Raw genomic sequence first — 21,655 nt, forward strand, 5'->3', positions numbered from 1 at the left:
CAACAGTGAGGTTTATTGCGTATCGAATTAAGCAGAAATGGATGGTTGCTACCAAACAGGCAGAAGGAGAGAGAAGCTATGCTTGAACGTTATGGACATGGCGGGGATCTGAGAACGGCGGAGGAATGCTTCGGGCTGCCTTCCTCCTCGTTCCTGGATTACAGCTCCAACATGAACCCGCTAGGCCCGCCTGATGCGGTCCGCGAAGTATTGGCACAGTATACAGCTTTAATCGACAGATACCCGGACCCTGTCGCAAGAAGGCTCTGTACCATGCTGTCGCAAAGACACGCAATTGAAGAGGGTGCCATCTTGATCGGCAACGGAGCCGCCGAACTGATCGATCTTGTTGTGAGAGCGACCCGCCCTGAAGCGGCTGCGGTCGCCGTTCCGTGTTTTTCGGAATATGGAGATGCGATCCGCAAGACGGGAGCAGCGCTGTACGAAGGGCCGCTCTATGAGACAGAGCAATTTCGATTGAATAAGCGATGGGTAGAGGAGTCGCTGAAGCGCTCCAATGCGAAGCTGTATATGGTGGGTTCTCCGAATAATCCGACTGGCGCGCTCATCGAGCCTGCTCGGGTATACGAGCTGTTGGATAGCGGCGCCACGGTTGTGGTGGATGAAGCATTTATGGATTTTGTGCCGGAGGAAGAGCGCTATAGCCTGGTCCGGGAGGCGGCGCAAAACCGCAATTTGTACGTCGTCCGTTCCATGACGAAGTTTTATTCGATTCCGGGCATCCGGCTCGGCTATATCATCGGACATCCGGACTCGCTTGCTGAGCTGAGCAGATTGCAGGTGCCTTGGAGTGTCAATTCGCTCGCCCAATCGATCGGTGAGGCTGTACTCGGCGATGAGGCGTTCGCCCAAGCTTCCTTGCGCTGGCTGCAGGAGGAGAGACCTTGGCTGTCCCGTGAGCTTGAAGCGCTTGGATTCCGCGTGTATCCGGGCGAGACGAACTATCTGCTGCTGCGATTGCCGGATGGCTGCGGCCTGAGTTCGGCAGAGCTTCAACGCGCAATGGGGGCAAAAGGCGTGCTTATCCGTGACGGCTCGCACTTTCCGGGACTGAATGGGCGATATATTCGCGTTGCGGTGAAGCTGCGCGAGCAGAACGCGCGGTTGGTTGATGCGCTGAGGACTAGCATGTCGATGTCGGAACAGGAGGGCAAATAGCTTATGAAGGGGAATGAAGCTGGGCCAGAGCACAGTATGATTACGGATCGTAAAACGGTGATGGGCAAAACGCTGATGATCCAAGGGACGGCCTCCGATGTCGGCAAGAGCCTGATTACGGCCGCCTTATGCAGGATCTTCACTCAAGACGGCTATCGGACGGCTCCGTTCAAATCGCAAAATATGTCCCTTAACTCCTATGTCACTTGGGACGGCAAAGAGATTGGACGCGCTCAAGGCATGCAAGCCGATGCTTGCGGCATTGCCGCGACGACAGATATGAACCCTATTCTGCTCAAACCTACAGGCGAGATGTCGTCACAGGTGGTCGTTCATGGCAAGCCTCTCAGAGATTATGAGGCCCGGGAATATCGCGAACGCTATCTTCCTATAGCGGGAGGGATTGCCCGGGAATCGCTGCGCATACTGCGAGAGTCATACGATATTGTGGTGCTGGAGGGCGCGGGCAGCCCGGCGGAAATTAATCTGAAGGACCGGGACATCGTCAATATGAACATGGCGGCATGGGCTGATGCGCCTGTCGTGCTCGCAGCGGATATTGATCGCGGCGGCGTATTTGCATCGATAGTCGGGACTCTGGAGCTGCTGGAGCCTCTCGAGCGGGATCGTGTATGCGGATTTGTCATTAACAAATTCCGCGGGGATGTCGCGCTGCTGCAGCCGGGTCTGGATTGGCTGGAGGAGAGGACGGGCAAGCCTGTGCTTGGCGTCCTCCCGTATTTGCCGGGACTGGAGCTGGAGGACGAGGACTCGCTGTCGCTCAGCGGTACTAGGGCTGCGGATCAACGCCGTCCGGCGACTCTGACATCAAACACCGACCTTCAAGGGGGGGCGGAGAGGCTGGATATCATCGTGATCAAGCTTCCCCGTATATCCAACTTTACCGATGTCGATCCGCTTTTTGCGGAACCGGACACAGACGTGCGTTTCGTCGAGCACGCTCATGATTGGGGGGCGCCTGATCTGGTCCTGTTGCCCGGCAGCAAAAATACGATTGCCGATCTGGCTTGGCTGCGGGAGCAAGGGCTTGCTGAGCTTGTCTTGGATCATATTCGAAACGGTGGAAGGGTCGCCGCCATATGCGGCGGCTACGAAATGCTGGGAGAGCGACTGCTAGACCCGTATGGCGTAGAGTCAAAGCAGCCGGAATGCCCGGGACTCGGGCTGTTTCCGTTCAATATCGAATTCCAGCCCATCAAAACAACCGTGCGAGTGGAGGGGACTGCGCGGCTGGGAGGAAGCGGCGAGAGCTGTCCGATCGACGGTTATGAGATTCATATGGGTCAAATGATTCCAGGCAGCCCGGATCTGCTGAGGCCATTCCTCATCCATGAAATACACGATGGACAAGCCTCTACTGTCGGCGAAGCCTTCCGGCCGGAGGGCATATCCACGCAGGACGGCAAAGTCTGGGGCACATTTATGCACGGTATTCTTCATAATGACAGCTTCCGGAGAGCATGGCTGAACGAAGCAAGAGCAGATAAGGGCTGGGCCGCTATGCCAGAAGTCGTTCGGTTCCGCGAGAGGCGCGAAGCGGCTTTCGACCGGCTGGCGGATACGGCGAGGGCTCACTTGGATCTTCCCCGCATTTACGCTATTGCGGGGTTAAGGGAGGAGAAGCCGGATGACGCAGCCCTTTCGTAATGATACCCGGTATGCCTCCCGCTGCTGGAACGGCTTGGCGGCAGAACTTAAGGAAGACAGGATTGAAGTGAGGCTTCCTCATATCTGCTATACGTTAAGCAGTGCAATCTGGCCTGGCGGATTCTCTATGGCAGACGGTTTTGTCAATTGGAAGGTACCGCTGGACTACCGCTGCGACGATCCCGTCTCCGATTTTAAGCACAGATGCGGGGATTGGGGGTTTCGCCCGAATTCGACGGTAGGCTTCCTGACAGCGGCCAAGCTGACTCATGCTTCCGTGACGGAGATGACAGGAGACCGGTTCCGATTGCTGTGCATAACGACCGTAGGGACTCGCAATGCGGCTCGGGCAGGGCTGAAGCGGGAGACGTATTCCGCCTATGCGCCGGGGACGATTAATACGATCCTGCTGCTTGATGCTAGAATGACGGAATCCGCCATGGTGAACGCGGTAATTACTGCCACGGAAGCGAAGACGGCAGCGCTGCAGCGGCTGGATATTCGGGAAGCGGCTAACGGGCAGTCTGCGACCGGGACGACTACGGATGCCATTGCAATCGGTGCAAGCCAGTCTGCGGAGTGGGGGGATGCCGTTCATGCCTATGCCGGAGCGGCTACGACAATCGGCTGTGCGATCGGCGAAGCGGTCTATGAGACGGTGCTGGAGGCCGGAGCTACCCAGCATGAGGTCTAAACCGGCCTGAATGGGGCAAGGCTGATAGGATAGAGGATCGGCAATTGGAAGATTGAAAGAACAGGTTAACTTGGGAAATGCCAAGGATTACATGAGTAGTGTGAAATTAAGTTGCAACTTTTCCAATTGTTGAGCGTCTATAGGTGTGGGCTTGAGCCTGGCGCAGACCGGCAAGCTATCCTATTTTACTAGATTGAGGAGTTGTGACTGAATGCTGCAACCTAGAAGGAGCAAAAAAGTTAAAGCGGCTGCATTAATTCTCTCCGCCATGTTAATGACCGCACCGATCAGCCATGCGTCTGCCGGAGAGACGCCGATTACTTCAGGAACGACTTACGTTGTGTTCTATCTGGACAACAAGGAAGCCTTCCTCAACGGACAACAAGTGACGCTGGATTCGCCGGCGGTCGCGCGCAAGGGCAGAAGCTATGTGCCAGCCAAGTTTCTCGGCGACGCCTTCGGCATGAAGGTGGAGTGGCAAGAGAAGACCCGCACCGTGCTCATGGTTACGCCAACGCATGAGATCTTGCTGGATACCGTGAACAAGCAAGCTTGGGTGAACGGACTCGCCTATCCCTTCGACGATGTGGCGATGCTGCTGAATGGCAGGCTGATGATCAAGCTGACCTGGCTGTCGGATTATATGGGCGCTACATATACGTACAATGAAGAGCTTCGCCGCATTGATGTCATCCACGTGAATAAGCCGGAGGGCAATTATAACCCTGAATTGAACAATTCTGCGCCTATCGCAAAGTTCGCGCTGGGCAAGCAGACTTACCGCATCGGCGAGCCGATCAAATATGTGAATCTCAGCTATGATCCCGATGCAGAAGGGGTGAAGCTGGAGTGGACAGGCAAGGAAGACGTGTTCTTCAAAGCTGGAACTTATCCCGTCACGCTTGTTGCAACGGACAAGATGGGGCATAAGAGCAAGCCGTTCACGCGTAATGTTGAGGTAACGAACGAGGTGTATCTGAGCGAAGCGGAATATCCGATCTATACCAAGCCGGCTGGCAGTTATATCACTACCAACTGGAGTACGCTGTACAACAATTACTTCAACTTGCCGGATGTTCCGAAAAAGGTGACGGAGGACAAATCGCGTACGCTGCTCATGAGCGACAGCCCGGAAACGTTCCGCGAGCTTGGCATCCTGTATCAGGACAGCATTAACGGCAAGGGCAGATTGTACGCCGACCATCTGAACGGCACGGACAAGACAGTGAGCTTCGCAATTATGGCTACCAACAAGTCCGATAAGCCGGTCACGATACGCACCACGAATAAAGGCGAGGTGTATCCGTCCATCTATGCGCATCTGATTGGCAGCGAAGCTATGGTCGATTATCTGATGGATGATACGGTGGAAGAGACGATGACCATTCCGGCGGGCAGCACCTTCGTCTACAAGCAATTCCCGGACTTCTACCCCGGATCGGGCGTCAATCTAATGTACGATGTGGAGACTGACGGCGAAGTGCAGTTTACTTTCGCCGCTTCGGACAAAGTATCGAATGCGATTCTGGATATGCCGAAGCTGCCGTTCACCGGGCATATTCGCGGCACATTCCAGATTGCGGGCTTCGATTGGGGACTCGACCTGACGGCGAATACGTTCAAGAAGCCGATGAAGCTGGTGATCGGCGACGGCAAGACGGATGCCTTCCAGAAGGGCTATGATCCTCAGCGCGGAACAGAAGCTTTACTAAACGGCAATTACGGCACCGTGTACAAGATTCACTCCGACAAGCCGCGGAAGATGGCGATTATGATTCTGGCCAAAGGCGGTCCGTTCAAAGGGCCGTTCAAAATAAACGGAGAGTTGGTCAAGGTGCCCGCATCGGGCGTACTGACCGCATTCGACGGCATGATTATTTTGCATAAAACAACGGGCAAGGAAGCGAGTCTGGACATTGAGTTCAGTCCTCCGGCCGGATCGGCGTTCCCGATCAACCTGATCTTCTATCCGCTTGACGATCGGGCTCAATAAGCGTTCGCAAGCATCGTTGCTTCCCTTAGGAGCAGCGATGTTTGTTTTTGTGAGGGGAAACAGGGGGAATAGACGCTATAAAGTAGACAAACCGCCTGTGAAAGCGGTAAAATATAATGCTTAATAGATTCGGACGATGGGGAGAGGATGTCAGGACATGAGTACGAATTCCGGCGCAGGCCAAGGGCAAGCAGAACGGCTGACCAAAAAGCAAATGACATTGGTAATCGGCATTATCGGAGGCATTTTGCTATTTGCCGGTATTCTATTCATGATCTTGTACAGCTCTCTAAGTAACAGATCGCCGGGAGCCGATGCGCCGCTGGAAGCCATTACCCAATACCGTTATGAATACGCCGAAGCTGCGAACGGTATGAAGCTCCATGCGCTCGTGACGAAGCCTGCATTTGTCACGCTTGATGTGGTACGCGAGAATGTGACGCTGACAAACAAGGTTGGCATCAATGGCGGTTTCTTCTACGGCGACACTTTGATCAGCATGGGGATCGTCAACGGCCGTTCTGTCAATGGAGCGGTCAATGCGTACGGAAGCGGCGGAGAAAATATGAAGTATGCGAGAGGGACGCTGGTCTGGGACGGCGCCGCCGATTCGCTCTCCGTACAAGTGGTATCAACGGATTCTGAAGTAAAGGTCAAGGATCATACCCGATTCTGGGCGCAGGGCGGCATCAGCATGAGCCTGGGGGATGACGCCGGCTGGGTGAGTCAGACGGTGGCAGAGAACACGCCGTTCCCGGATGAGCAGCGTCTGCGCTCCGCTGCCGTATACGATGACGCAGGCATGCTGTACCTCATTGTGAGCGAGACAGGCGGCACGCTGCATGAATTCAGAACGGCGATTCTCGGCACGATCGGCGCTGGACGGCTTGTGGACGGCATCTTCTTGGACGGGGATGGTTCATCTCAATTGCTGAGCAAGGAGATGAAGCTTGCCGGGGATACTCGTCCCGTTCTGCAAATGCTGCGGATCATAAAATAGGTTCATCAAGGAAATAGCTGGAAGGTTGGAGGAATCGGGACGATGACACATTTGCCCATCGATGAGGTGCTGCCCCAATTGCTGCTTGCGCTGCAGAACGGGAACGGCGCGGTTCTTGTAGCCGAACCCGGCGCCGGCAAGACAACAAGAGTGCCGCTCGCATTGCTGGGACAATCATGGCTGGGCGGGAAGAAAATAGTGATGCTGGAGCCGCGGCGGTTAGCCGCACGTTCGGCAGCTCAATTTATGGCTCAAATGCTGGGGGAGAAGGTCGGGGAGACAGTCGGCTACCGCGTTCGACTGGATTCCAAGATCGGGCTGCGTACCATAATTGAGGTCGTAACGGAAGGCGTTCTGACGCGGATGCTGCAGGAAGACCCGTCACTTGATGAAGTCGGCGCGGTCATATTCGATGAATTCCATGAGCGCCATCTTCATGGCGACTTGGGGCTTGCCTTGTGCCTGCAGGCACAATCGCTGCTGCGCGAGGAGCTTCGGCTGCTCGTGATGTCAGCGACGCTGGAATCCGAGCCGGTAGCCGCTTTGCTGGGAGACGCTGCGGTCATCCGCAGCAAGGGACGAAGCTACCCTGTGGAAACACATTATGCGCCAGCGAGGTCAACGGCCCCCCTGGAGCAGGCAATTGGACAAGCAATCGGACAAGCCATGCGGGAAGCAGAGGGAGACGCGCTGGTGTTCCTTCCTGGAGCGGCCGAAATTCGCAAAACGGGGAACTGGCTGCGGGGGCAAGGGCTGCCTCCCGGCGTTCGTCTCGCAGAGCTGCATGGCAGCCTCTCACTAGAGGAGCAAGCTTCTGCGATTACGCCCTGCGCGCCGAATGAACGCAAGATCGTGCTCGCAACATCGATCGCAGAGTCCAGCCTTACTGTGGAAGGTGTCAGAATTGTGATCGACAGCGGCTTGTCGAGAGTGCCGAGGTTCTCTCCGCGCACGGGCTTAAGCCGTCTGGAGACGGTGCAGGTATCGCAAGCTTCCGCTGATCAGCGGCGAGGACGCGCCGGCCGCCTGGCGCCGGGGCATTGCTACCGAATGTGGACCGAGCAAGAGCAGAATCACTTGCTGCCTCAAACCAAGCCAGAGATGCTGGACGCGGATTTGTCAGCGCTGGCGCTGGAGCTGGCTGTATGGGGTACGCCTGATCCAGCAGAGCTGCAATGGCTGACTCCGCCGCCCCAAGCTGCGTATGAAGGCGCAGTATCGCTGCTCCAGAGCTTGAATGCGATGGACGATCACGGCAAGCCGACACCGGCAGGACAGCGAATCGCCAGGCTGGGCATGCATCCCCGTCTCGGCGCGATGCTGCTTGCGGCGGAAGATCGGCCTGCTGCGCTGGAGCGGGCTTGCGAGCTGGCGGCGCTGCTGAGCGAGCGGGATTTGCTAGGGACTGAGCGCAATGTGGATATGGCTCTTCGCGTGGATGCGCTGCACAGAGCAGGCGGCACCCTGCCAGCGGCTCATCGGATCAAGACACAGGCCCAGCAGTGGAAGCGAAGAATGGAGGAGCGGCGAGCAGATGCTGCCGCTTCGCTCCATCCGCAGAAGCGGTCCGAGACATGGTCGGACGGCTCGCTGCTTGCCAGCGCCTACCCGGACCGGGTAGCTCAGCGAAGACCGGATGGCCGATATGTGATGGCTAACGGACGAGGGGCGGTTCTGCCGGAGCTGCAGCCGCTGTCGCGATCGCCTTACCTCGTCATCTGCGAGCTGGACGATGCCGGTGCGGAAGGGCGGATTCGCCTCGCTGCAGACATCAGCCAAACCGAGCTTGAAGCGGGCTTGTCCGCGCTTCTGGCGAAAGAGGAAGCGGTGGATTGGGATGCCGGGACGCAGTCCGTTCGCGCAAGGAGGCGTATCAGGCTGGGGGCGATCGTACTTAGCGAGGTTCCGCTTGAAGGACCGGACCCGGAGGCAGTAGCGGATACGCTCTTGCGAGGCATTAGGTTGAAGGGCATCTCAGCGCTGCCTATGAGCAAGAATGCCATTAGTCTGCTTGGCCGCATGCGGCTGATGAGCCTGAGCGGCGATCCGCAGTGGCCCGACGTGTCTGAGGAGGCATTGCTCGATACGATGGAGCTTTGGCTTAAGCCGCATATTTATGGCATGAAAAGCCTTGCCGACCTTAGCAAGCTGCCGATGGCGCAACTGATCGGCGACCGGATGACCTGGAATCAGGCGCGTCAGCTGGATGAGCAGGTTCCCACTCATATTGCGGTGCCTAGCGGCTCGCGGATTCCGGTTGATTACAGTGATCCGGGTTCCCCCGTGCTTGCCGTAAGGCTGCAGGAGCTGTTCGGCTGGAGGGAAACACCGAGACTGGTGAACGGCAGACTGCCTGTAACGCTGCATTTGCTGTCCCCGTCTCAGCGTCCTGTGCAAGTGACCAAAGATTTGGCCAGCTTCTGGGAGCACGCGTATTTCGAGGTAAAAAAGGATTTAAAGGGACGATATCCCAAGCATTATTGGCCGGAAGATCCCTATGAGGCGGTCGCGACAAAACGGGCAAAACCAAGACCGTCCACATCATAGAGCCAGGAAGGAGTGCAGCCGCAATGAATTGGCTACCAATCGTATTCGGATATTGGATTCTGCTTAGTCTGTACGGATTTGTGCAGATGGGAATGGATAAGCGCCGGGCACAAAGAAGAGCAAGGCGCATTCCGGAACGCCGGTTGTTTTTTGTGGCGGCTATTGGCGGTGCGGTGGGCACCTGGTACGGTATGAAGCTGTGGCGCCACAAGACGAAGCATCATTCTTTTACTGTAGGAATTCCTTATCTGGTTGCGGTACATATTCTTGTGCTGCTGTTGGTTACCGGCTTCTGGATAAGGGGAGTCGCTGCCTAATATAATGTTTGCGTATCATTCATTCAAGCTGGGTCTCCTTACGGGCTCGGCTATTTACGGTTAGGAGGGAAAGGGAAATGTCGGAGAAATCAGCACAGCAATTGGAACAAGAGAGGCTCGACGGCGCTCTTAGAGACATAGAGGAACAAATTGGGGGCATTGGCCCCCGGTATACCGGGGATGACTTTACCGAGCAAATGCTCGACCTGCAGCGTGAGGAACGGAAACGGCGTCTGGAGATTGCAAGGAAAGAGCCGTATTTTGGCCGGATGGACTTTCAGGAGCTTTCTCAGGACGGTCGGAAGCCGGCGGTGCCGGAGCATGTCCAGGCGCTCTATATTGGCAAAGCAGGGGTAGCCAAAAACGGCGGCAACGAGCTGCTGGTCATTGACTGGCGCGCGCCTGCCGCAAGCATGTTCTATTCCTTCACAGGCGGCGACGATCCGGCCGCTTACGAATCGCCTGACGGCGAGGTGACGGGGTACGTCCATCTGAAGCGAAACTTCATGATTCGCAGCGGAGAAATTATCCGCTTGGTGGACAGCTACGTCCGGGGGCAGGAGGAGGGCGCAGTATCGGATGAATTCCTGTTGTACCGGCTGGGCGAGAACAAGGACAATAAGCTGCGGGATATCGTCTCCACGATTCAGGGCGAGCAGGACCGCATTATCCGGGCAGAGCGCGGCAAGGCGCTGTTTATCCAGGGGGTTGCGGGCAGCGGCAAAACGACTGTGGCGCTGCATCGGCTCGCATTCTTGCTCTACCAATACGAAGGCAGAATTCGGGCGGAGCGAATGATGATCTTCGCGCCAAACCGAATGTTTCTTGATTATATTTCCGGTGTCTTGCCGGAGCTTGGTGTCGGCGATATCGGTCAGACGACGTTCAGCGATTGGGCTGTGGAATTGCTTGAGCATGACATTAAGCTGGCTGATCCTTCAGAGACGATGGCTTACTGGTTCGAGGAGCATCGGACAAACGAGGAGCTGGAGCAGGCATCCGGCCGCTGGAAAGGGAGCCTGACGTTCAAGCAGGCGATCGACGAGCGGCTAGCTGAACTGCAGGCCAGTATCGTGCCGACGAGCGAGTTTAGCCCGCTGGACGGCTTTCTGCTGACGCCGGAGACGATGCGGGAGTGGTATGACACGGATTATGGGGAAGAGACGATCATGGTGAAGCGAGACCGTCTTGCGAGCCGAATCAAGCGCTGGCTGGAGTCGGAGCTGAAGCATCGCGGTGTGGCTGACAAGAAGAAACGGTCGGCTGCACTAGCCAAGCTGAACGCCTATGTGAAGCGTATCCCGTCCTTCACCGCTGTCAAGCTATACGCCTCGTTGTTCAAAGGCAAAAACGCGCTGCCTCAAGTGCCGAAGCCCATCGCAAAAGCGACAGCGGAGCGTATTGGAGCAGGTGTGGCAGCAGCGGAGGACCTGGCGCCGCTTGCTTATATCCAGCTTAGATTGTATGGGCTGAAGGTGTCGTTATTCGATCATATCGTCATTGACGAAGCGCAGGATTATTCGCCGTTCCAGCTGGAGACGCTGCGGCTTTGTCAACGCACGACCTCCATGACGATTCTAGGCGATCTGCAACAGGGGATTCACGGCTATGCCGGCATTCAGAGCTGGAGCGAGCTGATGGATTTGTTCTCCGGGGAGGATACCGGATTCTTCGAGCTCAATCGAAGTTATCGTTCTACAATGGAAATTATTGATTTCGCCAACATAATTCTGAGCGGCATGACCGGAGGCGTGAAGCCAGCTGTGCCTGTATTCCGGAGCGGCGATCCCGTGGAGACACAAGCCGTACCAGATAAGGAATGGCTGTCTGAGCTATATGCGACCGTATCGGAATGGCGTAACAAAGGGGAATATGACACCATATCCGTCATTGGCAGAACAGAGCGCGAATGCGAGGAAATTTATAATTATTTGGCGGATCAAGGTCTGAAGGCTTCACTTGTGCAGAGCAAGCAGCCTACTTACGGCGGCGGTCTGACAGTCGTGCCTGTCTATCTGTCCAAAGGTCTGGAGTTCGACGCTGTGCTAATTGCGGATGCAGGCAGTGACAGTTACGACGAGATGGACGCCAAGCTGCTTTATGTCGGCTGCACGAGAGCTCTGCATAAGCTGAAGCTGCTGTATCGCGGGAACAAGTCTTCGCTTATTGCCGGGCGACAAGCATCGTTCTTAGAAGGTAGATGATAGATACAATCCAGCATCCATGATGCCAGGTTCAGGCGTGTTGCCCGTTGCGATTCATTTCGTGAACGGGCATACTGACCTGCATAGAGCCAATAGAAATTCATGCCATCCTACAATAGATGAATTGCCTTAGCCGAAATGGTCCATTCTCGGCGTTTTTGCGATGACCCTTGTCATAAGCCGACTGTTGCTTGCTCATTCGCGCGTCCCTTTCCGTTTCAGTATAATATAGGAAATATGTTGAGATTGTCAGCCGAGAGTGAGAGATTCCTAGAGAATGGTAGTTCAACAGAAACGATCGATTGCTAGCAGCACTTATTTTTTGGTGATCCTGCTCGCCGTTGTGTTATTGATCGCGGCCTCTGCGATGAAGGGCAGCTTGAAGGAGTCTTCGCCAATTCCGGCTGAAGGCGTATTGCAGTTGGAGAATTGGAGCCTGCAGAAGGATGGAAGAGTATCGCTCGCGGGAGAGTGGTCGTTCTATTGGGACGAGCTATTGACCAGCGGAGAGCTTCAATCACGCGAACCTGAACTCCATGCGGGTACGATCGTACGCGTGCCGCAACCTTGGAGTCATTACAATCTGAATGGGCTTAGGCCCCATCATAAAGGATATGCGACTTTTCGGCTAAAAGTAGAGTTGCAGTCCTCAGCTGATGTGCTGGCTTTAAAAATACCGGTTCTGCCAACCGCATACAAAGTGATGGCGAACGGAAAGACGATAGCAGAAGGCGGCAAGGTTTCCGATGGGGAAGAGAACGCCATCGCAGCCTATCTGCCCCAAACGGTCTTCTTCAAGCCGCAATACACTGCACTTGATCTGATTGTCCACATCTCCAACTATACGGAACGGGACGGAGGCATGGTGGAGGCGCTCGAACTCGGCAGCGCGGAGCATATGCGGATGCTCAGAGACCAAGAGCTGGCAGGAACGATGTTTTTTCTCGGTTCAGCCATCATTATCTCACTGTATTATTTCTATTCCTGGATCATGTACGGCTTCGTACTGGCTGCGTTATACTATAGTATCCTGTGTATTCTGGCTGGGATCCGTATGCTAGTTATTGAACATATGTTTATCTTGCAGCTTGTTCCCGGCTTGTCGGTGAACTGGCTGACCTTTTTGGATTCTCTCTCGCTGTATGGAGGCATTGCGATTACGATCCTGTTTGTCCATCAGTTATTCCCGAATGAATTCAATAAGAGTGTTATGAAGATGCTGGCATGGACGGGTATTCTGTTCAACCTGACTTTGATCGTAGTGCCGCTTCACTTGTACCCGGCGATTCGGTTAGCGTTTTATTTCTATGTGTTCGTGATAGGCGGTTATGTGCTGTATATGCTCATGCATGCCATCAGGCGCGGCAGGGAAGGGTCCATTGCCCGGCTTATGGGATTGGTGCTATGTGTGCTGGCGCTCTTCCATGATTATTTGCTGAGCCGCAATGTGACTATGTTGTTCAATAAGCCGATCCTGTATTATGTCATTTTTTTATTAATTTTTATGGAGACAACCGACTTCTCCAGGCGGTTTCTGGAACCGCGCTTGCCCGCGCGCATCCGCTCCCCGGATCATTCCAATCAGGAGAAGGAATTTCCCTTAGCAGCAGAAGGGAGCTCCAACAGCGCAGCGCCGGAACTTGCGGCAGTGAGGACGGATCAGGGAAGCGGGACGACACTGCATATTCTCGTCGTGGCCGAAGACTGCTGCTCGCTGCGAATGATTCATGATACACTGACGGACGAGCGCTATCATGTCGCATCGGTGATGAACGGTTCGGAGGCGCTCGTGTATATCGATCAATTCCGCAAGCTGGATGTGATGCTGCTGAACGGATCGGTTCCGGGGATGTCCGGCATCGAGCTGGTTCGCCGAATTCGATCCAGATACAGCCATGCGGAGCTGCCGATCATCATGATGAGCTTCAAAGAAGGTGTGACAGATATGCAGGAGAGCTTTCGGGCAGGTGTCAATGATTTTCTGCTGAAGCCGTTCCATGCCCATGAGCTTCACGCACGGATCGATATGTTTCTAGAGATGAAGCAGCTCGCAGAGTCAGCCGCAACCTCCAATATCGCTATGCTGCAGGCTGAGATCAAGCCTCATTTTTTGTACAATACGCTGAACACCGCGCTGTCGCTCACGCTGGAGGAGCCGCAGAAGGCGCATGACCTGCTGCTGAAGCTCAGTTCCTACTTGCGAAACAGCTTCCAGATGAAGGATACGAGCAAGTTCATTGGCCTCAGTGAAGAAATCGAGCTGGTGAAATCTTATTTGTATATCGAAAAGGCCCGATTCGGTCATCGTCTGCAAATTGAATATGATATCGACGATTCATTGGATATTACCGTACCACCATTAATTATTCAGCCCATCATGGAGAATGCGGTTAAGCATGGTGTGACTCAAAAACAGGAAGGGGGAAAAGTTAAGCTGACGGCCAGAGCCGATAACGGATACCTGATAATTATCGTCGAAGATAACGGAGCAGGTATGGCGCTCGAACGGGCAGAGACTTTGCTGCGATCGGATGCGAGGTTAAGCGGAATGGCCTTAATGAATATTCACCAAAGGCTGCTGCTCATCTATGGGCAAGGCTTGAACATATGGAGCGAGCTTGGGAAAGGGACCAGGGTCGAGATTCGCATCCCGGAGCAGGGAACGGACTGGTCGTGAAAAGAAGATGCCGGATTCCTTTTCAGTTTGCTTTCAGCCAAACGCCTTATAATGAAAATAGTGCTGTCGAACTATGGCGAATGCCGTCAAAATGGGCAGTAGAGCGCATGCATTACGTTTAAAGGGGTAATCAGATGCAGCATTATGGAGCAAGATTATCGGATCACGTCCCGAAAATAGCGGTTGGCACAGAAGATGAGGAAAGCTATAAAATTGCAAGATTCATGCTTTTGCTGGCCGGCCTTGTTGTAGACCAACTTAGATTCAATCGCTCAATCGGAGGCGGCGGCCAGGTCGTAATGCCTCCGTTCGGCAAGACATTAACGGATGAGCTTGGCGAGTGTATTCTTCACTTAATTCGTGAGGCCAGCGTGCAAGACGTGGAGCTGCCGCTGGTCGTTACCATGCTGAAGTCCGGCAAGAGACAGCCGATATCCGTCAGAGACGCCTATGAGCCGGGGTATTATTGGGTAGACATCAGCGACTTCACAACCGCTAAGCCGCTCATGTACTCCATCTTTGTGAAAACGTATGTCCACTCCTGCGATGCAAGCAGTCTCGGGACGGATCTGACGCGATAATTGCGACTGCCCGTATGAAGGGCCGAGGAGGTGTGCAAAGCGCAAAATCGCATCGTGGGAGCATTCCGGGATGCTCGGCACGCCTATTAGATCGAATATTCGGATTGGATGCGGCAGGGGGTTGTTGAGGTGAAGAAATGAAGATCAGGGTAGGAATTGTAGATGACGAGGCTCCGGCTTTAAAGCGCATTTGCAAAGTGCTCTCCGGTTATGACAACGTCTCCATTGAAGGCATACATACGGATCCGGCGATGCTGCTTATGGAAGCAGAAGGCGGGAAGTTCGATCTGGTGCTGCTGGATATGGAGATGGCCGTCATGCATGGATTGGAGCTTGGCCGGCGGATCTACGCCATTCAGCCAAAGGTGCAGATCGTATACATCACCGCCTTTCAGCAATACGCCCATCAAGCCTTCGATGTTGAAGCGCTGGATTATATTATGAAGCCGGTCACCAAAGAAAGCATGGGGAGAGCCCTGAACCGGTTCGTAGCCCGTCAGGCGCTTACCATGCCAAGCAGAACGATGAAAGCGGTTATTAAATGTTTCGGCTGGTTCAGGGTCGAGACGGAACATGGCGTTCTTGTCAAATTTCGCAACTCAAAATCGAGAGAATTGTTGGCGCTTCTCTTTATTAACCGGGGTTCCCCGGTCAGCAAAAGCAAAATCATAGAAGCATTATGGTCCGGCAAAGATGTCGAACGAGCGCAGGTCAATCTTCACTCCACCGTCTATCAGCTTCGCAAGGATTTGGAACAGCATGGATTATTCGACATCGTAGAGCAAGATAAAGGTGAAGGCGGCAGCTACCGACTTAAAGCTCCGCCTCTTCGTGATGAATGGACCCAATTTACCGATTTATGCGGAACTTATCGAACGGATCAACATATACGTCACGCGCGGGAAGCCGTGCAGCTGTATCAGGAGGGATTTCTGAAGGAGCATGATTGGGAATGGGCAGCCGCAGCGAAGCTGAAGGCTGAATCTGATTTTCATGTCATGCTGGAAGCTGTTATCCGATATGAGCTGAGCGGCGGACATTATGCTGATGCGCTGCCGTATCTGTATCAGATGGTTGCCTCTAATCCCTATCACGAAGAATATCAGGCCCGAATTATTGCCGCGCATCTGCTGGAGCATGATCCTCTGGCTGCTGAAGCGCATTATGATAAAATATCCCGCTTATTCCAAGAAGATTTAGGCGATCCGCCTTCCTTTACCCTTCGGCAAGTAGCCGTTAACCCGGAAAAGTATATGCATACATAACGTGAGGACCTGGCCGCTGGCCGGGTCTTTCTTGCATATGCGCGTGCACGTCCGATCTCGGTTGCTTGCGGTGGATTTCAGCGTTCTTTCAGTCTCAATCTCTATAATGAATACAGAAATGTCGAATTATGGCGGAGGTTTCCAAATAATTAGGAAGAGAGACATGGTTATGGACTCGCGATACACCATTCACCAATCGAAGCTCCCGAATGATGATCTGATTCAATGTTACTGTGAAGCGGTCCGATACGGCTGCGATCCTTACTTTATCCGCATATTGGCGAATACGATTACGGATCGCGGACTGGTGGTTCCAGAGGAAGGCGAATGCGGACATGGCAAGTTAGCTGACCCAATCGGCAGCCGCATTCAAGACGGACCTCGTTTCTAATAATCGAGTATCCTCCACGCGTTCGAATGTGCTAATCTATAACAATGACACCAGCAATCGTGGAGGAATGATAGACGTGGATTTTCGCATGCATTATTTATCTTTTTTTGTTATTCATACCGATGGCGAGCAATCGACGGCCTCGTCGGGCAGGCGCTTTAAGCATTATCAGACGCTGGATGGCGACGATTACGAGCAGAGTGAGCTTAAAAGTTTCCTGGATGACGAATTTATCCGGATTGTAAAACGGAAAGTAGAGCGCAATCCCAATACGGCGAACGCCCCGACGAAGATCGGCCGCTTTATGGTCGAGCCGGGCTATGAGCTTGGCAGCAACCAGAACTATAATCTGTTCCAGCGACTGAGAGACGCGGATTCGAAGGATCGATTCCTCGGCATAACTGACGAACTGGTCCGCATCTATATGGATACAAGCGCAGTGCGCGGCGGCGCATTCATCATTGCGCTGTCCACGCTAAATACGTATTTCAATGAGCCGTTTCTCTTTTTGCTGAAATGCGATTTTGAGCCGAAGATTGCCCGTATCTCGGATGAGCGCAGTCTCATCGCGCAGGTGGATATGGCGATCAGCGCACGCAGCATCAAGTCGATTCAATATCCTCATATGCATGAAGAAGGTTCGCTTGATCATTGGGAGCTGAAGATTCATCAGGCATCCCATGCCAGGTACTTCGAGGATTTCTTGAAATACGTCTCCTACGAGAAGCCGCTGCCTGAAGTGATTGGCGAACAGGTCGTAGAGATGGTGCATCAATATATTGCCGACAAGTGGCAGGATGAGACGAGCACGGAGCGAAGCGAGGAAGTGAACGCGGTAGAGGTATGGGCTGCGAGCGAGAAGCGCGACCTGCAGGAATGGTGGTCGCAGGAGCAGGTAGAGCATGCTTCAGCGGCGCTCGTGGAGCAAAAGCCGGATTTGCCGTTTTCCTTCAAGCTGGGAGGAGTGACGGTGAAAGGGCTGCTGTCGGACTTCGGTGACAGCATTCACTTCGCCAAGCATAACGGAAAGTATGTAGTCGTCATTGAAGGCGACGGCTTCCAGTTCGAGAAGGGCATGTCTCCTGTCGAGTTGCTGCAGCCGCGCGAACTGTCGGAGGTGCTGCCGATTATCGGGACGAGCCGGCCGGCGGAAGAGGACGCCGCTGACATCGATAGAGGCGGCTACCGGACGAGCGATGGAGAAGATGATTCTCCGCCTTGGTAACGCAAGAAGATAACGCTAGACACTGCCATGGAGTATGAGGGTTTCCAATACGGGCAAGGCTGTATAAGTGGAGAAGCCGTGTAGGCTTCTTCGCCTATCTATGCCACCTGAAGGGAGACACTCCATGGCTCTTAATCTTATTCTTTTTGCGCTGCTGCTCCTGTTTACGGCATTTTTTGTTGCGACGGAATTTGCGATTATACGGATGAGAGCGAGCCGTGTGCAGCAAATGGTAGACGAGGGCATCAAAAACGCCAAAGCGATCCAGCAAGTAACGACACATCTGGACGGCTACCTGTCCGCCTGCCAGCTTGGCATCACCATTACGGCGCTGGGACTCGGCTGGCTGGGCGAACCGACGATCGAGAAGTTGATTCATCCTTTGTTCGATTGGGCGGGCATTCAAGGCCAGCTTGCGACCGCTCTCTCCTTTATCATAGCCTTTATGCTGGTGACCTACTTTCATGTGGTGCTGGGGGAGCTTGCGCCGAAGACGGTCGCTATTATAAGATCAGAGAAGGTGAGCCAATTCACGACTCCCTATATCATTCTGTTCTATAAAGCGATGTTCCCGTTCATCTGGCTGCTGAACGGCTCCGCGAACAAGCTAGTGCGGCTGCTGGGCTTTCATCCGGCGAGCGAGCACGATGCTCATTCCGAAGAAGAGATACGCATGATTCTGTCGGACAGCTATGAGAGCGGGAAGATCAACAAACACGAATACGGCTATGTGAAACGTATATTCGATTTTGACGAACGGCTCGCGCGTGAAATTATGGTGCCAAGGACCGACATGGTATGTCTGTATATCGAGAACAGCAAAGAAGAGAACATTGACATCATCAAGAAAGAGCAGTATACGAGATTCCCCGTCGCCAAAGGGGACAAGGACAATATCATCGGCATTCTCAACACCAAAAATTTATTTCTACACGACTTTAACAACAGCGACGCAACAGAGTTGAAAAAAATCATTCAACCGCCGCTCACCGTGCCGGACGCGATGCCGGTCAATCAGCTGCTGCGCATGATGCAGCTAGAGCGGACTCACCTGGCCATCCTTCTCGACGAATATGGCGGAACGTCCGGACTCATTACGATTGAAGACATGATCGAGGAGATCGTAGGTGACATCCGTGACGAATTTGACGAGGATGAAGAGCTGGAGATTGAGAGACTGGAGCAAGAGCATTATCTGGTAGACGGAAAAGCGCTACTCAGCGAAGTGAATGAAGCGGTGGGGCTTCAGCTTCACAGCGACGAAGCGGACACGATCGGAGGCTGGCTCTACATGCAGAAGCCCGATCTGCCGGAAGGCCAGAGGTGGAGCTACGACAACGCGATCTTCGTCATTAAGGAACGTGACGAGCATCGCATCCGGAAGATTGAAATTTATACCGATTCGGCCGAAAGTGAAATGAGCCAGTATGGACATGCATAAGCTTTAAGAGAGGCCGGACTGCCGTGGCAAATGATTGGGGAGAGTGAGCAAGATGGAAGACATTATAAAAGTGATTATTATGGGCATAGTGGAAGGCTTGACGGAATTCCTGCCCGTATCGTCGACGGGACACCTGATTCTGACAGGTGAGCTGCTGAACTTCAAGGATGAGTGGGCCAAGACGTTCGAGGTTGTCATTCAACTCGGAGCTGTACTCGCGGTGCTTGTCCTGTATAGACAAAGATTCGCCAAGCTGCTTAATTTCAATTTAAAGAAGGGCAGCGGTCTAAACGCGATGCATGTCGCATTAGCCATGCTGCCGGCATCTGTGCTGGCTGTACTGTTGCATAGCGTGATCAAGAAACATTTGTTTGGTCCGACAACTGTGTTGGTTGGTTTGGTCTTAGGCGGTATATTAATGATCGTAGCGGACAGGTCGAAGCGGAAGATTGTAGCAGAGGAGCTTGACGATATTACGTACAAGCAAGCGTTCATCATTGGCTGCTTCCAGATTCTATCGCTCTGGCCGGGCTTCTCCCGATCCGGTTCGACGATCTCCGGCGGTATGCTGGTCGGTACAAGCCAGAAAGCGGCGGCAGAGTTTACGTTCATCGTCTCCGTGCCGATTATGGCGGGCGCGAGCGCAGTTGACCTGATTGGCAGCCGTGAGCATTTGACAATGGGGCACATGCCCCTGTTCCTGATCGGGCTTATCTCTGCTTTCGTTGTGGGGATGATCGCAGTTGTCACCTTCATCAACATGATGAAGAAGCTTCGTCTGAGTTATTTTGCATATTACCGTTTCGCGCTTGCGGCATTATTTTACTTTATCATTCTGTAATTCGTCCGTACAAAGACAGATAGCCCGGATTTACGCTTTTGCAGCGTGAATCCGGGCTTTCTGCCGTTTATGAACGATGAGTCATCAGTTGGGTTCGCCGCTGCCTGGATAGGCCCGGCTTTGCGCGACATTCTGCTCGTGACGCAGCAGCCATTCCTTGCGCCACAAGCCGCCGGCATAGCCCGTAAGCGTGCCGTTCGAGCCAATGATGCGATGGCAAGGAATGACAATGCTCAGCTTGTTCCTGCCGTTCGCGCTGCCGACGGCGCGGACAGCCTTCACATTCCCGATCTCTTCGGCCAGGCTTTGATAGGTGCCGGTCTTGGCAAATGGAACACCCTTCAACGCGTTCCATACTTGCGATTGAAAGGCCGTGCCTTCATGGCGATAGGGAAAGGAGAAGTCCCACCGCTGGCCGTTAAAATACTCCTCCATTTGCTTGGCGCATTGCTGCAGCGCAACCGGCGTATCGGAATGGCATAGATAGACATGCGCATCCCGATCGGGAAAAAGAATCGAGACCACCTCCGTGTCAGTCCCGACAATCTCCAGCACCCCAATAGGGGTATCCATATCCAGCTTATACATTGTCATTGTGTCCGTTCCTCCTGTGGCGACTGTCTCGTCTTCCGGTATTCGGCAGGCGAGCTTCCCTTGACCTGCCGGAACGCCTTATAGAAGCTGGAGGGACTATGAAATCCGGTCTCATAGCAAATATCCAGATTCGACATTTCGGTGTACAAAAGCAGATGAGCGGCCCGGTCTATCCGGATTTTTTCCAGAAAAACACGTGGTGTAACGGCAGTCTCCTGCTTGAACAACCGCTCCAAATGAAAGGCGCTCAGACCGACATGACTGGCGATATCCCGCAGCTCCAGCTTTTGCTTATGATGCCCGATCAGAAATTCTTTCACCTGGCGGACAACACCGACATTCGGCGAATGCTGGCTCTCCGGTCGGCATCTCTTGCAAGCACGGTAACCGGCCTTCTCCGCGTCGTCCATATGACGGTAGAACGCTACATTGACTTTCTTCGGTTTACGGGAACGGCATGACGGACGGCAATAGATCTTGGTTGTTTTCACAGCGGTATAAAACAATCCGTCATAGCTGCTGTCGCATGCAATAATGCGCGACCACATTTCTTCAAAGGATAACGGGGTCATTGTTTGGCCTCCTGCGTCTCCTGTCTTGTCTTATTACGATATCATCTTATCAGGGCAAAGGGGTGCGCTTCGTCCTCATTCTTGCTCTTATGGTCCCGGAAGGGCAATGAAACGAAAGACATCCGCAGCTGCCCCTTAGGGACGTATGCGGATGCCTTCATTATTCTGCGGTTCTAATCACGCAGCAGCTTGCGGTCTACAACGAATGGGCCAAACGGCAATACAGAAGCGGCACAAGCGGCCGCAAACTTCCAGAATGACCAGCGATGCTTAAGCGTAACGTGAATAACAGCCAAAATATAAAGAACAAACAAAAGACCGTGCAAACTGCCGACAATTGCAACCATCCCAGGCGAATCGGCCCAATACTTGAGCGGCATAGCTATGAAGAGCAGGATCAGGAAGGATAACCCCTCCAATATTCCGATCACCCGTAGTCTGCCAATTGCGGTTTTCAACATGTTGT

General features: G+C 53.7%; 18 protein-coding genes. 15 read left to right on the plus strand and 3 right to left on the minus strand.

Going from position 1 to position 21,655, the window contains the following annotated elements:
• Nucleotides 1-78 precede the first annotated feature (78 nt).
• From cobD to ACFVSO_RS15340, 15 genes are all read left to right on the plus strand, one after another.
• Complete coding sequence (gene cobD, locus ACFVSO_RS15270) at nucleotides 79-1,179, plus strand: threonine-phosphate decarboxylase CobD (protein WP_387474948.1); 1,101 nt, start codon at nucleotides 79-81, stop codon at nucleotides 1,177-1,179.
• Nucleotides 1,180-1,182: 3 nt separating this feature from the next.
• Nucleotides 1,183-2,847, plus strand: coding sequence for a cobyric acid synthase (locus ACFVSO_RS15275; RefSeq protein ID WP_387474950.1), 1,665 nt, complete (start codon nucleotides 1,183-1,185; stop codon nucleotides 2,845-2,847).
• Complete coding sequence (locus tag ACFVSO_RS15280; protein WP_387474952.1) at nucleotides 2,828-3,541, plus strand: adenosylcobinamide amidohydrolase; 714 nt, start codon at nucleotides 2,828-2,830, stop codon at nucleotides 3,539-3,541. The genes ACFVSO_RS15275 and ACFVSO_RS15280 overlap by 20 nt, the downstream gene beginning before the upstream one ends.
• A 211-nt stretch (nucleotides 3,542-3,752) precedes the next feature.
• Complete coding sequence (locus tag ACFVSO_RS15285) at nucleotides 3,753-5,534, plus strand: copper amine oxidase N-terminal domain-containing protein (protein ID WP_387474954.1); 1,782 nt, start codon at nucleotides 3,753-3,755, stop codon at nucleotides 5,532-5,534.
• Nucleotides 5,535-5,691: 157 nt separating this feature from the next.
• Nucleotides 5,692-6,534, plus strand: a complete 843-nt coding sequence (locus ACFVSO_RS15290) for a phosphodiester glycosidase family protein (RefSeq protein WP_387474956.1) — start codon at nucleotides 5,692-5,694, stop codon at nucleotides 6,532-6,534.
• Between the two features lie 42 nt (nucleotides 6,535-6,576).
• The gene (gene hrpB, locus ACFVSO_RS15295; protein ID WP_387474958.1) at nucleotides 6,577-9,081 is read left to right on the plus strand and encodes an ATP-dependent helicase HrpB; all 2,505 of its coding nucleotides are present in this window, start codon (nucleotides 6,577-6,579) and stop codon (nucleotides 9,079-9,081) included.
• Between the two features lie 23 nt (nucleotides 9,082-9,104).
• Entirely contained in the window at nucleotides 9,105-9,398 is a 294-nt protein-coding gene (locus ACFVSO_RS15300) for a DUF1294 domain-containing protein (protein WP_387474960.1), read from the plus strand.
• 77 nt (nucleotides 9,399-9,475) lie between these two features.
• Entirely contained in the window at nucleotides 9,476-11,602 is a 2,127-nt protein-coding gene (locus tag ACFVSO_RS15305; protein ID WP_387474962.1) for a HelD family protein, read from the plus strand.
• A 277-nt stretch (nucleotides 11,603-11,879) separates the two neighbouring features.
• Complete coding sequence (locus ACFVSO_RS15310; RefSeq protein ID WP_387474964.1) at nucleotides 11,880-14,279, plus strand: histidine kinase; 2,400 nt, start codon at nucleotides 11,880-11,882, stop codon at nucleotides 14,277-14,279.
• 134 nt (nucleotides 14,280-14,413) lie between these two features.
• Nucleotides 14,414-14,860, plus strand: a complete 447-nt coding sequence (locus ACFVSO_RS15315) for a hypothetical protein (RefSeq protein ID WP_387474966.1) — start codon at nucleotides 14,414-14,416, stop codon at nucleotides 14,858-14,860.
• A 137-nt stretch (nucleotides 14,861-14,997) separates the two neighbouring features.
• Nucleotides 14,998-16,125: a response regulator gene (locus ACFVSO_RS15320; protein ID WP_387474968.1), complete on the plus strand. Its 1,128-nt coding sequence runs from the start codon at nucleotides 14,998-15,000 to the stop codon at nucleotides 16,123-16,125.
• A 163-nt stretch (nucleotides 16,126-16,288) separates the two neighbouring features.
• The gene (gene sda / locus ACFVSO_RS15325; protein WP_387474970.1) at nucleotides 16,289-16,516 is read left to right on the plus strand and encodes a sporulation histidine kinase inhibitor Sda; all 228 of its coding nucleotides are present in this window, start codon (nucleotides 16,289-16,291) and stop codon (nucleotides 16,514-16,516) included.
• A 76-nt stretch (nucleotides 16,517-16,592) separates the two neighbouring features.
• A complete protein-coding gene (locus ACFVSO_RS15330) occupies nucleotides 16,593-17,741 on the plus strand; it encodes a DUF3900 domain-containing protein (protein WP_387474971.1) in 1,149 nt (382 codons plus the stop codon).
• 124 nt (nucleotides 17,742-17,865) lie between these two features.
• The gene (locus ACFVSO_RS15335; protein WP_387474973.1) at nucleotides 17,866-19,182 is read left to right on the plus strand and encodes a hemolysin family protein; all 1,317 of its coding nucleotides are present in this window, start codon (nucleotides 17,866-17,868) and stop codon (nucleotides 19,180-19,182) included.
• A 52-nt stretch (nucleotides 19,183-19,234) separates the two neighbouring features.
• Complete coding sequence (locus ACFVSO_RS15340; protein ID WP_387474975.1) at nucleotides 19,235-20,023, plus strand: undecaprenyl-diphosphate phosphatase; 789 nt, start codon at nucleotides 19,235-19,237, stop codon at nucleotides 20,021-20,023.
• An 84-nt stretch (nucleotides 20,024-20,107) separates the two neighbouring features.
• Here ACFVSO_RS15340 and ACFVSO_RS15345 read toward each other — a convergent pair whose 3' ends face one another.
• The 3 genes from ACFVSO_RS15345 to ACFVSO_RS15355 all read right to left on the minus strand — a co-directional run bounded on the left by ACFVSO_RS15345 (nucleotide 20,108) and on the right by ACFVSO_RS15355 (nucleotide 21,650).
• Nucleotides 20,108-20,617, minus strand: a complete 510-nt coding sequence (locus ACFVSO_RS15345) for a methylated-DNA--[protein]-cysteine S-methyltransferase (protein WP_387474977.1) — start codon at nucleotides 20,615-20,617, stop codon at nucleotides 20,108-20,110.
• Nucleotides 20,614-21,189 carry a bifunctional transcriptional activator/DNA repair enzyme AdaA gene (locus ACFVSO_RS15350; protein ID WP_387474979.1) on the minus strand — a complete coding sequence of 192 codons (576 nt, stop codon included), beginning with the start codon at nucleotides 21,187-21,189 and terminating at the stop codon, nucleotides 20,614-20,616. The genes ACFVSO_RS15345 and ACFVSO_RS15350 overlap by 4 nt, the downstream gene beginning before the upstream one ends.
• Nucleotides 21,190-21,362: 173 nt before the next feature.
• The gene (locus tag ACFVSO_RS15355; RefSeq protein WP_119801443.1) at nucleotides 21,363-21,650 is read right to left on the minus strand and encodes a DUF3817 domain-containing protein; all 288 of its coding nucleotides are present in this window, start codon (nucleotides 21,648-21,650) and stop codon (nucleotides 21,363-21,365) included.
• Between the last annotated feature and the right edge of the window lie 5 nt (nucleotides 21,651-21,655).

It is taken from the genome of Paenibacillus sp. NPDC057967, from assembly GCF_042887015.1.
Classification (GTDB): Bacteria; Bacillota; Bacilli; order Paenibacillales; family Paenibacillaceae; genus Pristimantibacillus.

Excerpts from the sequence above, each read along its gene's own strand:
- ACFVSO_RS15350 (WP_387474979.1), bottom strand. The coding sequence starts at position 21,189 with ATGACCCCGTTATCCTTTGAAGAAATGTGGTCGCGCATTATTGCATGC.
- ACFVSO_RS15305 (WP_387474962.1), top strand. The coding sequence starts at position 9,476 with ATGTCGGAGAAATCAGCACAGCAATTGGAACAAGAGAGGCTCGACGGC.
- ACFVSO_RS15345 (WP_387474977.1), bottom strand. The coding sequence starts at position 20,617 with ATGACAATGTATAAGCTGGATATGGATACCCCTATTGGGGTGCTGGAG.
- ACFVSO_RS15315 (WP_387474966.1), top strand. The coding sequence starts at position 14,414 with ATGCAGCATTATGGAGCAAGATTATCGGATCACGTCCCGAAAATAGCG.
- ACFVSO_RS15355 (WP_119801443.1), bottom strand. The coding sequence starts at position 21,650 with ATGTTGAAAACCGCAATTGGCAGACTACGGGTGATCGGAATATTGGAG.
- ACFVSO_RS15340 (WP_387474975.1), top strand. The coding sequence starts at position 19,235 with ATGGAAGACATTATAAAAGTGATTATTATGGGCATAGTGGAAGGCTTG.
- ACFVSO_RS15290 (WP_387474956.1), top strand. The coding sequence starts at position 5,692 with ATGAGTACGAATTCCGGCGCAGGCCAAGGGCAAGCAGAACGGCTGACC.
- hrpB (WP_387474958.1), top strand. The coding sequence starts at position 6,577 with ATGACACATTTGCCCATCGATGAGGTGCTGCCCCAATTGCTGCTTGCG.
- sda (WP_387474970.1), top strand. The coding sequence starts at position 16,289 with ATGGTTATGGACTCGCGATACACCATTCACCAATCGAAGCTCCCGAAT.
- ACFVSO_RS15320 (WP_387474968.1), top strand. The coding sequence starts at position 14,998 with ATGAAGATCAGGGTAGGAATTGTAGATGACGAGGCTCCGGCTTTAAAG.
- ACFVSO_RS15280 (WP_387474952.1), top strand. The coding sequence starts at position 2,828 with ATGACGCAGCCCTTTCGTAATGATACCCGGTATGCCTCCCGCTGCTGG.
- ACFVSO_RS15335 (WP_387474973.1), top strand. The coding sequence starts at position 17,866 with ATGGCTCTTAATCTTATTCTTTTTGCGCTGCTGCTCCTGTTTACGGCA.
- ACFVSO_RS15285 (WP_387474954.1), top strand. The coding sequence starts at position 3,753 with ATGCTGCAACCTAGAAGGAGCAAAAAAGTTAAAGCGGCTGCATTAATT.
- ACFVSO_RS15310 (WP_387474964.1), top strand. The coding sequence starts at position 11,880 with ATGGTAGTTCAACAGAAACGATCGATTGCTAGCAGCACTTATTTTTTG.
- cobD (WP_387474948.1), top strand. The coding sequence starts at position 79 with ATGCTTGAACGTTATGGACATGGCGGGGATCTGAGAACGGCGGAGGAA.
- ACFVSO_RS15275 (WP_387474950.1), top strand. The coding sequence starts at position 1,183 with ATGAAGGGGAATGAAGCTGGGCCAGAGCACAGTATGATTACGGATCGT.
- ACFVSO_RS15300 (WP_387474960.1), top strand. The coding sequence starts at position 9,105 with ATGAATTGGCTACCAATCGTATTCGGATATTGGATTCTGCTTAGTCTG.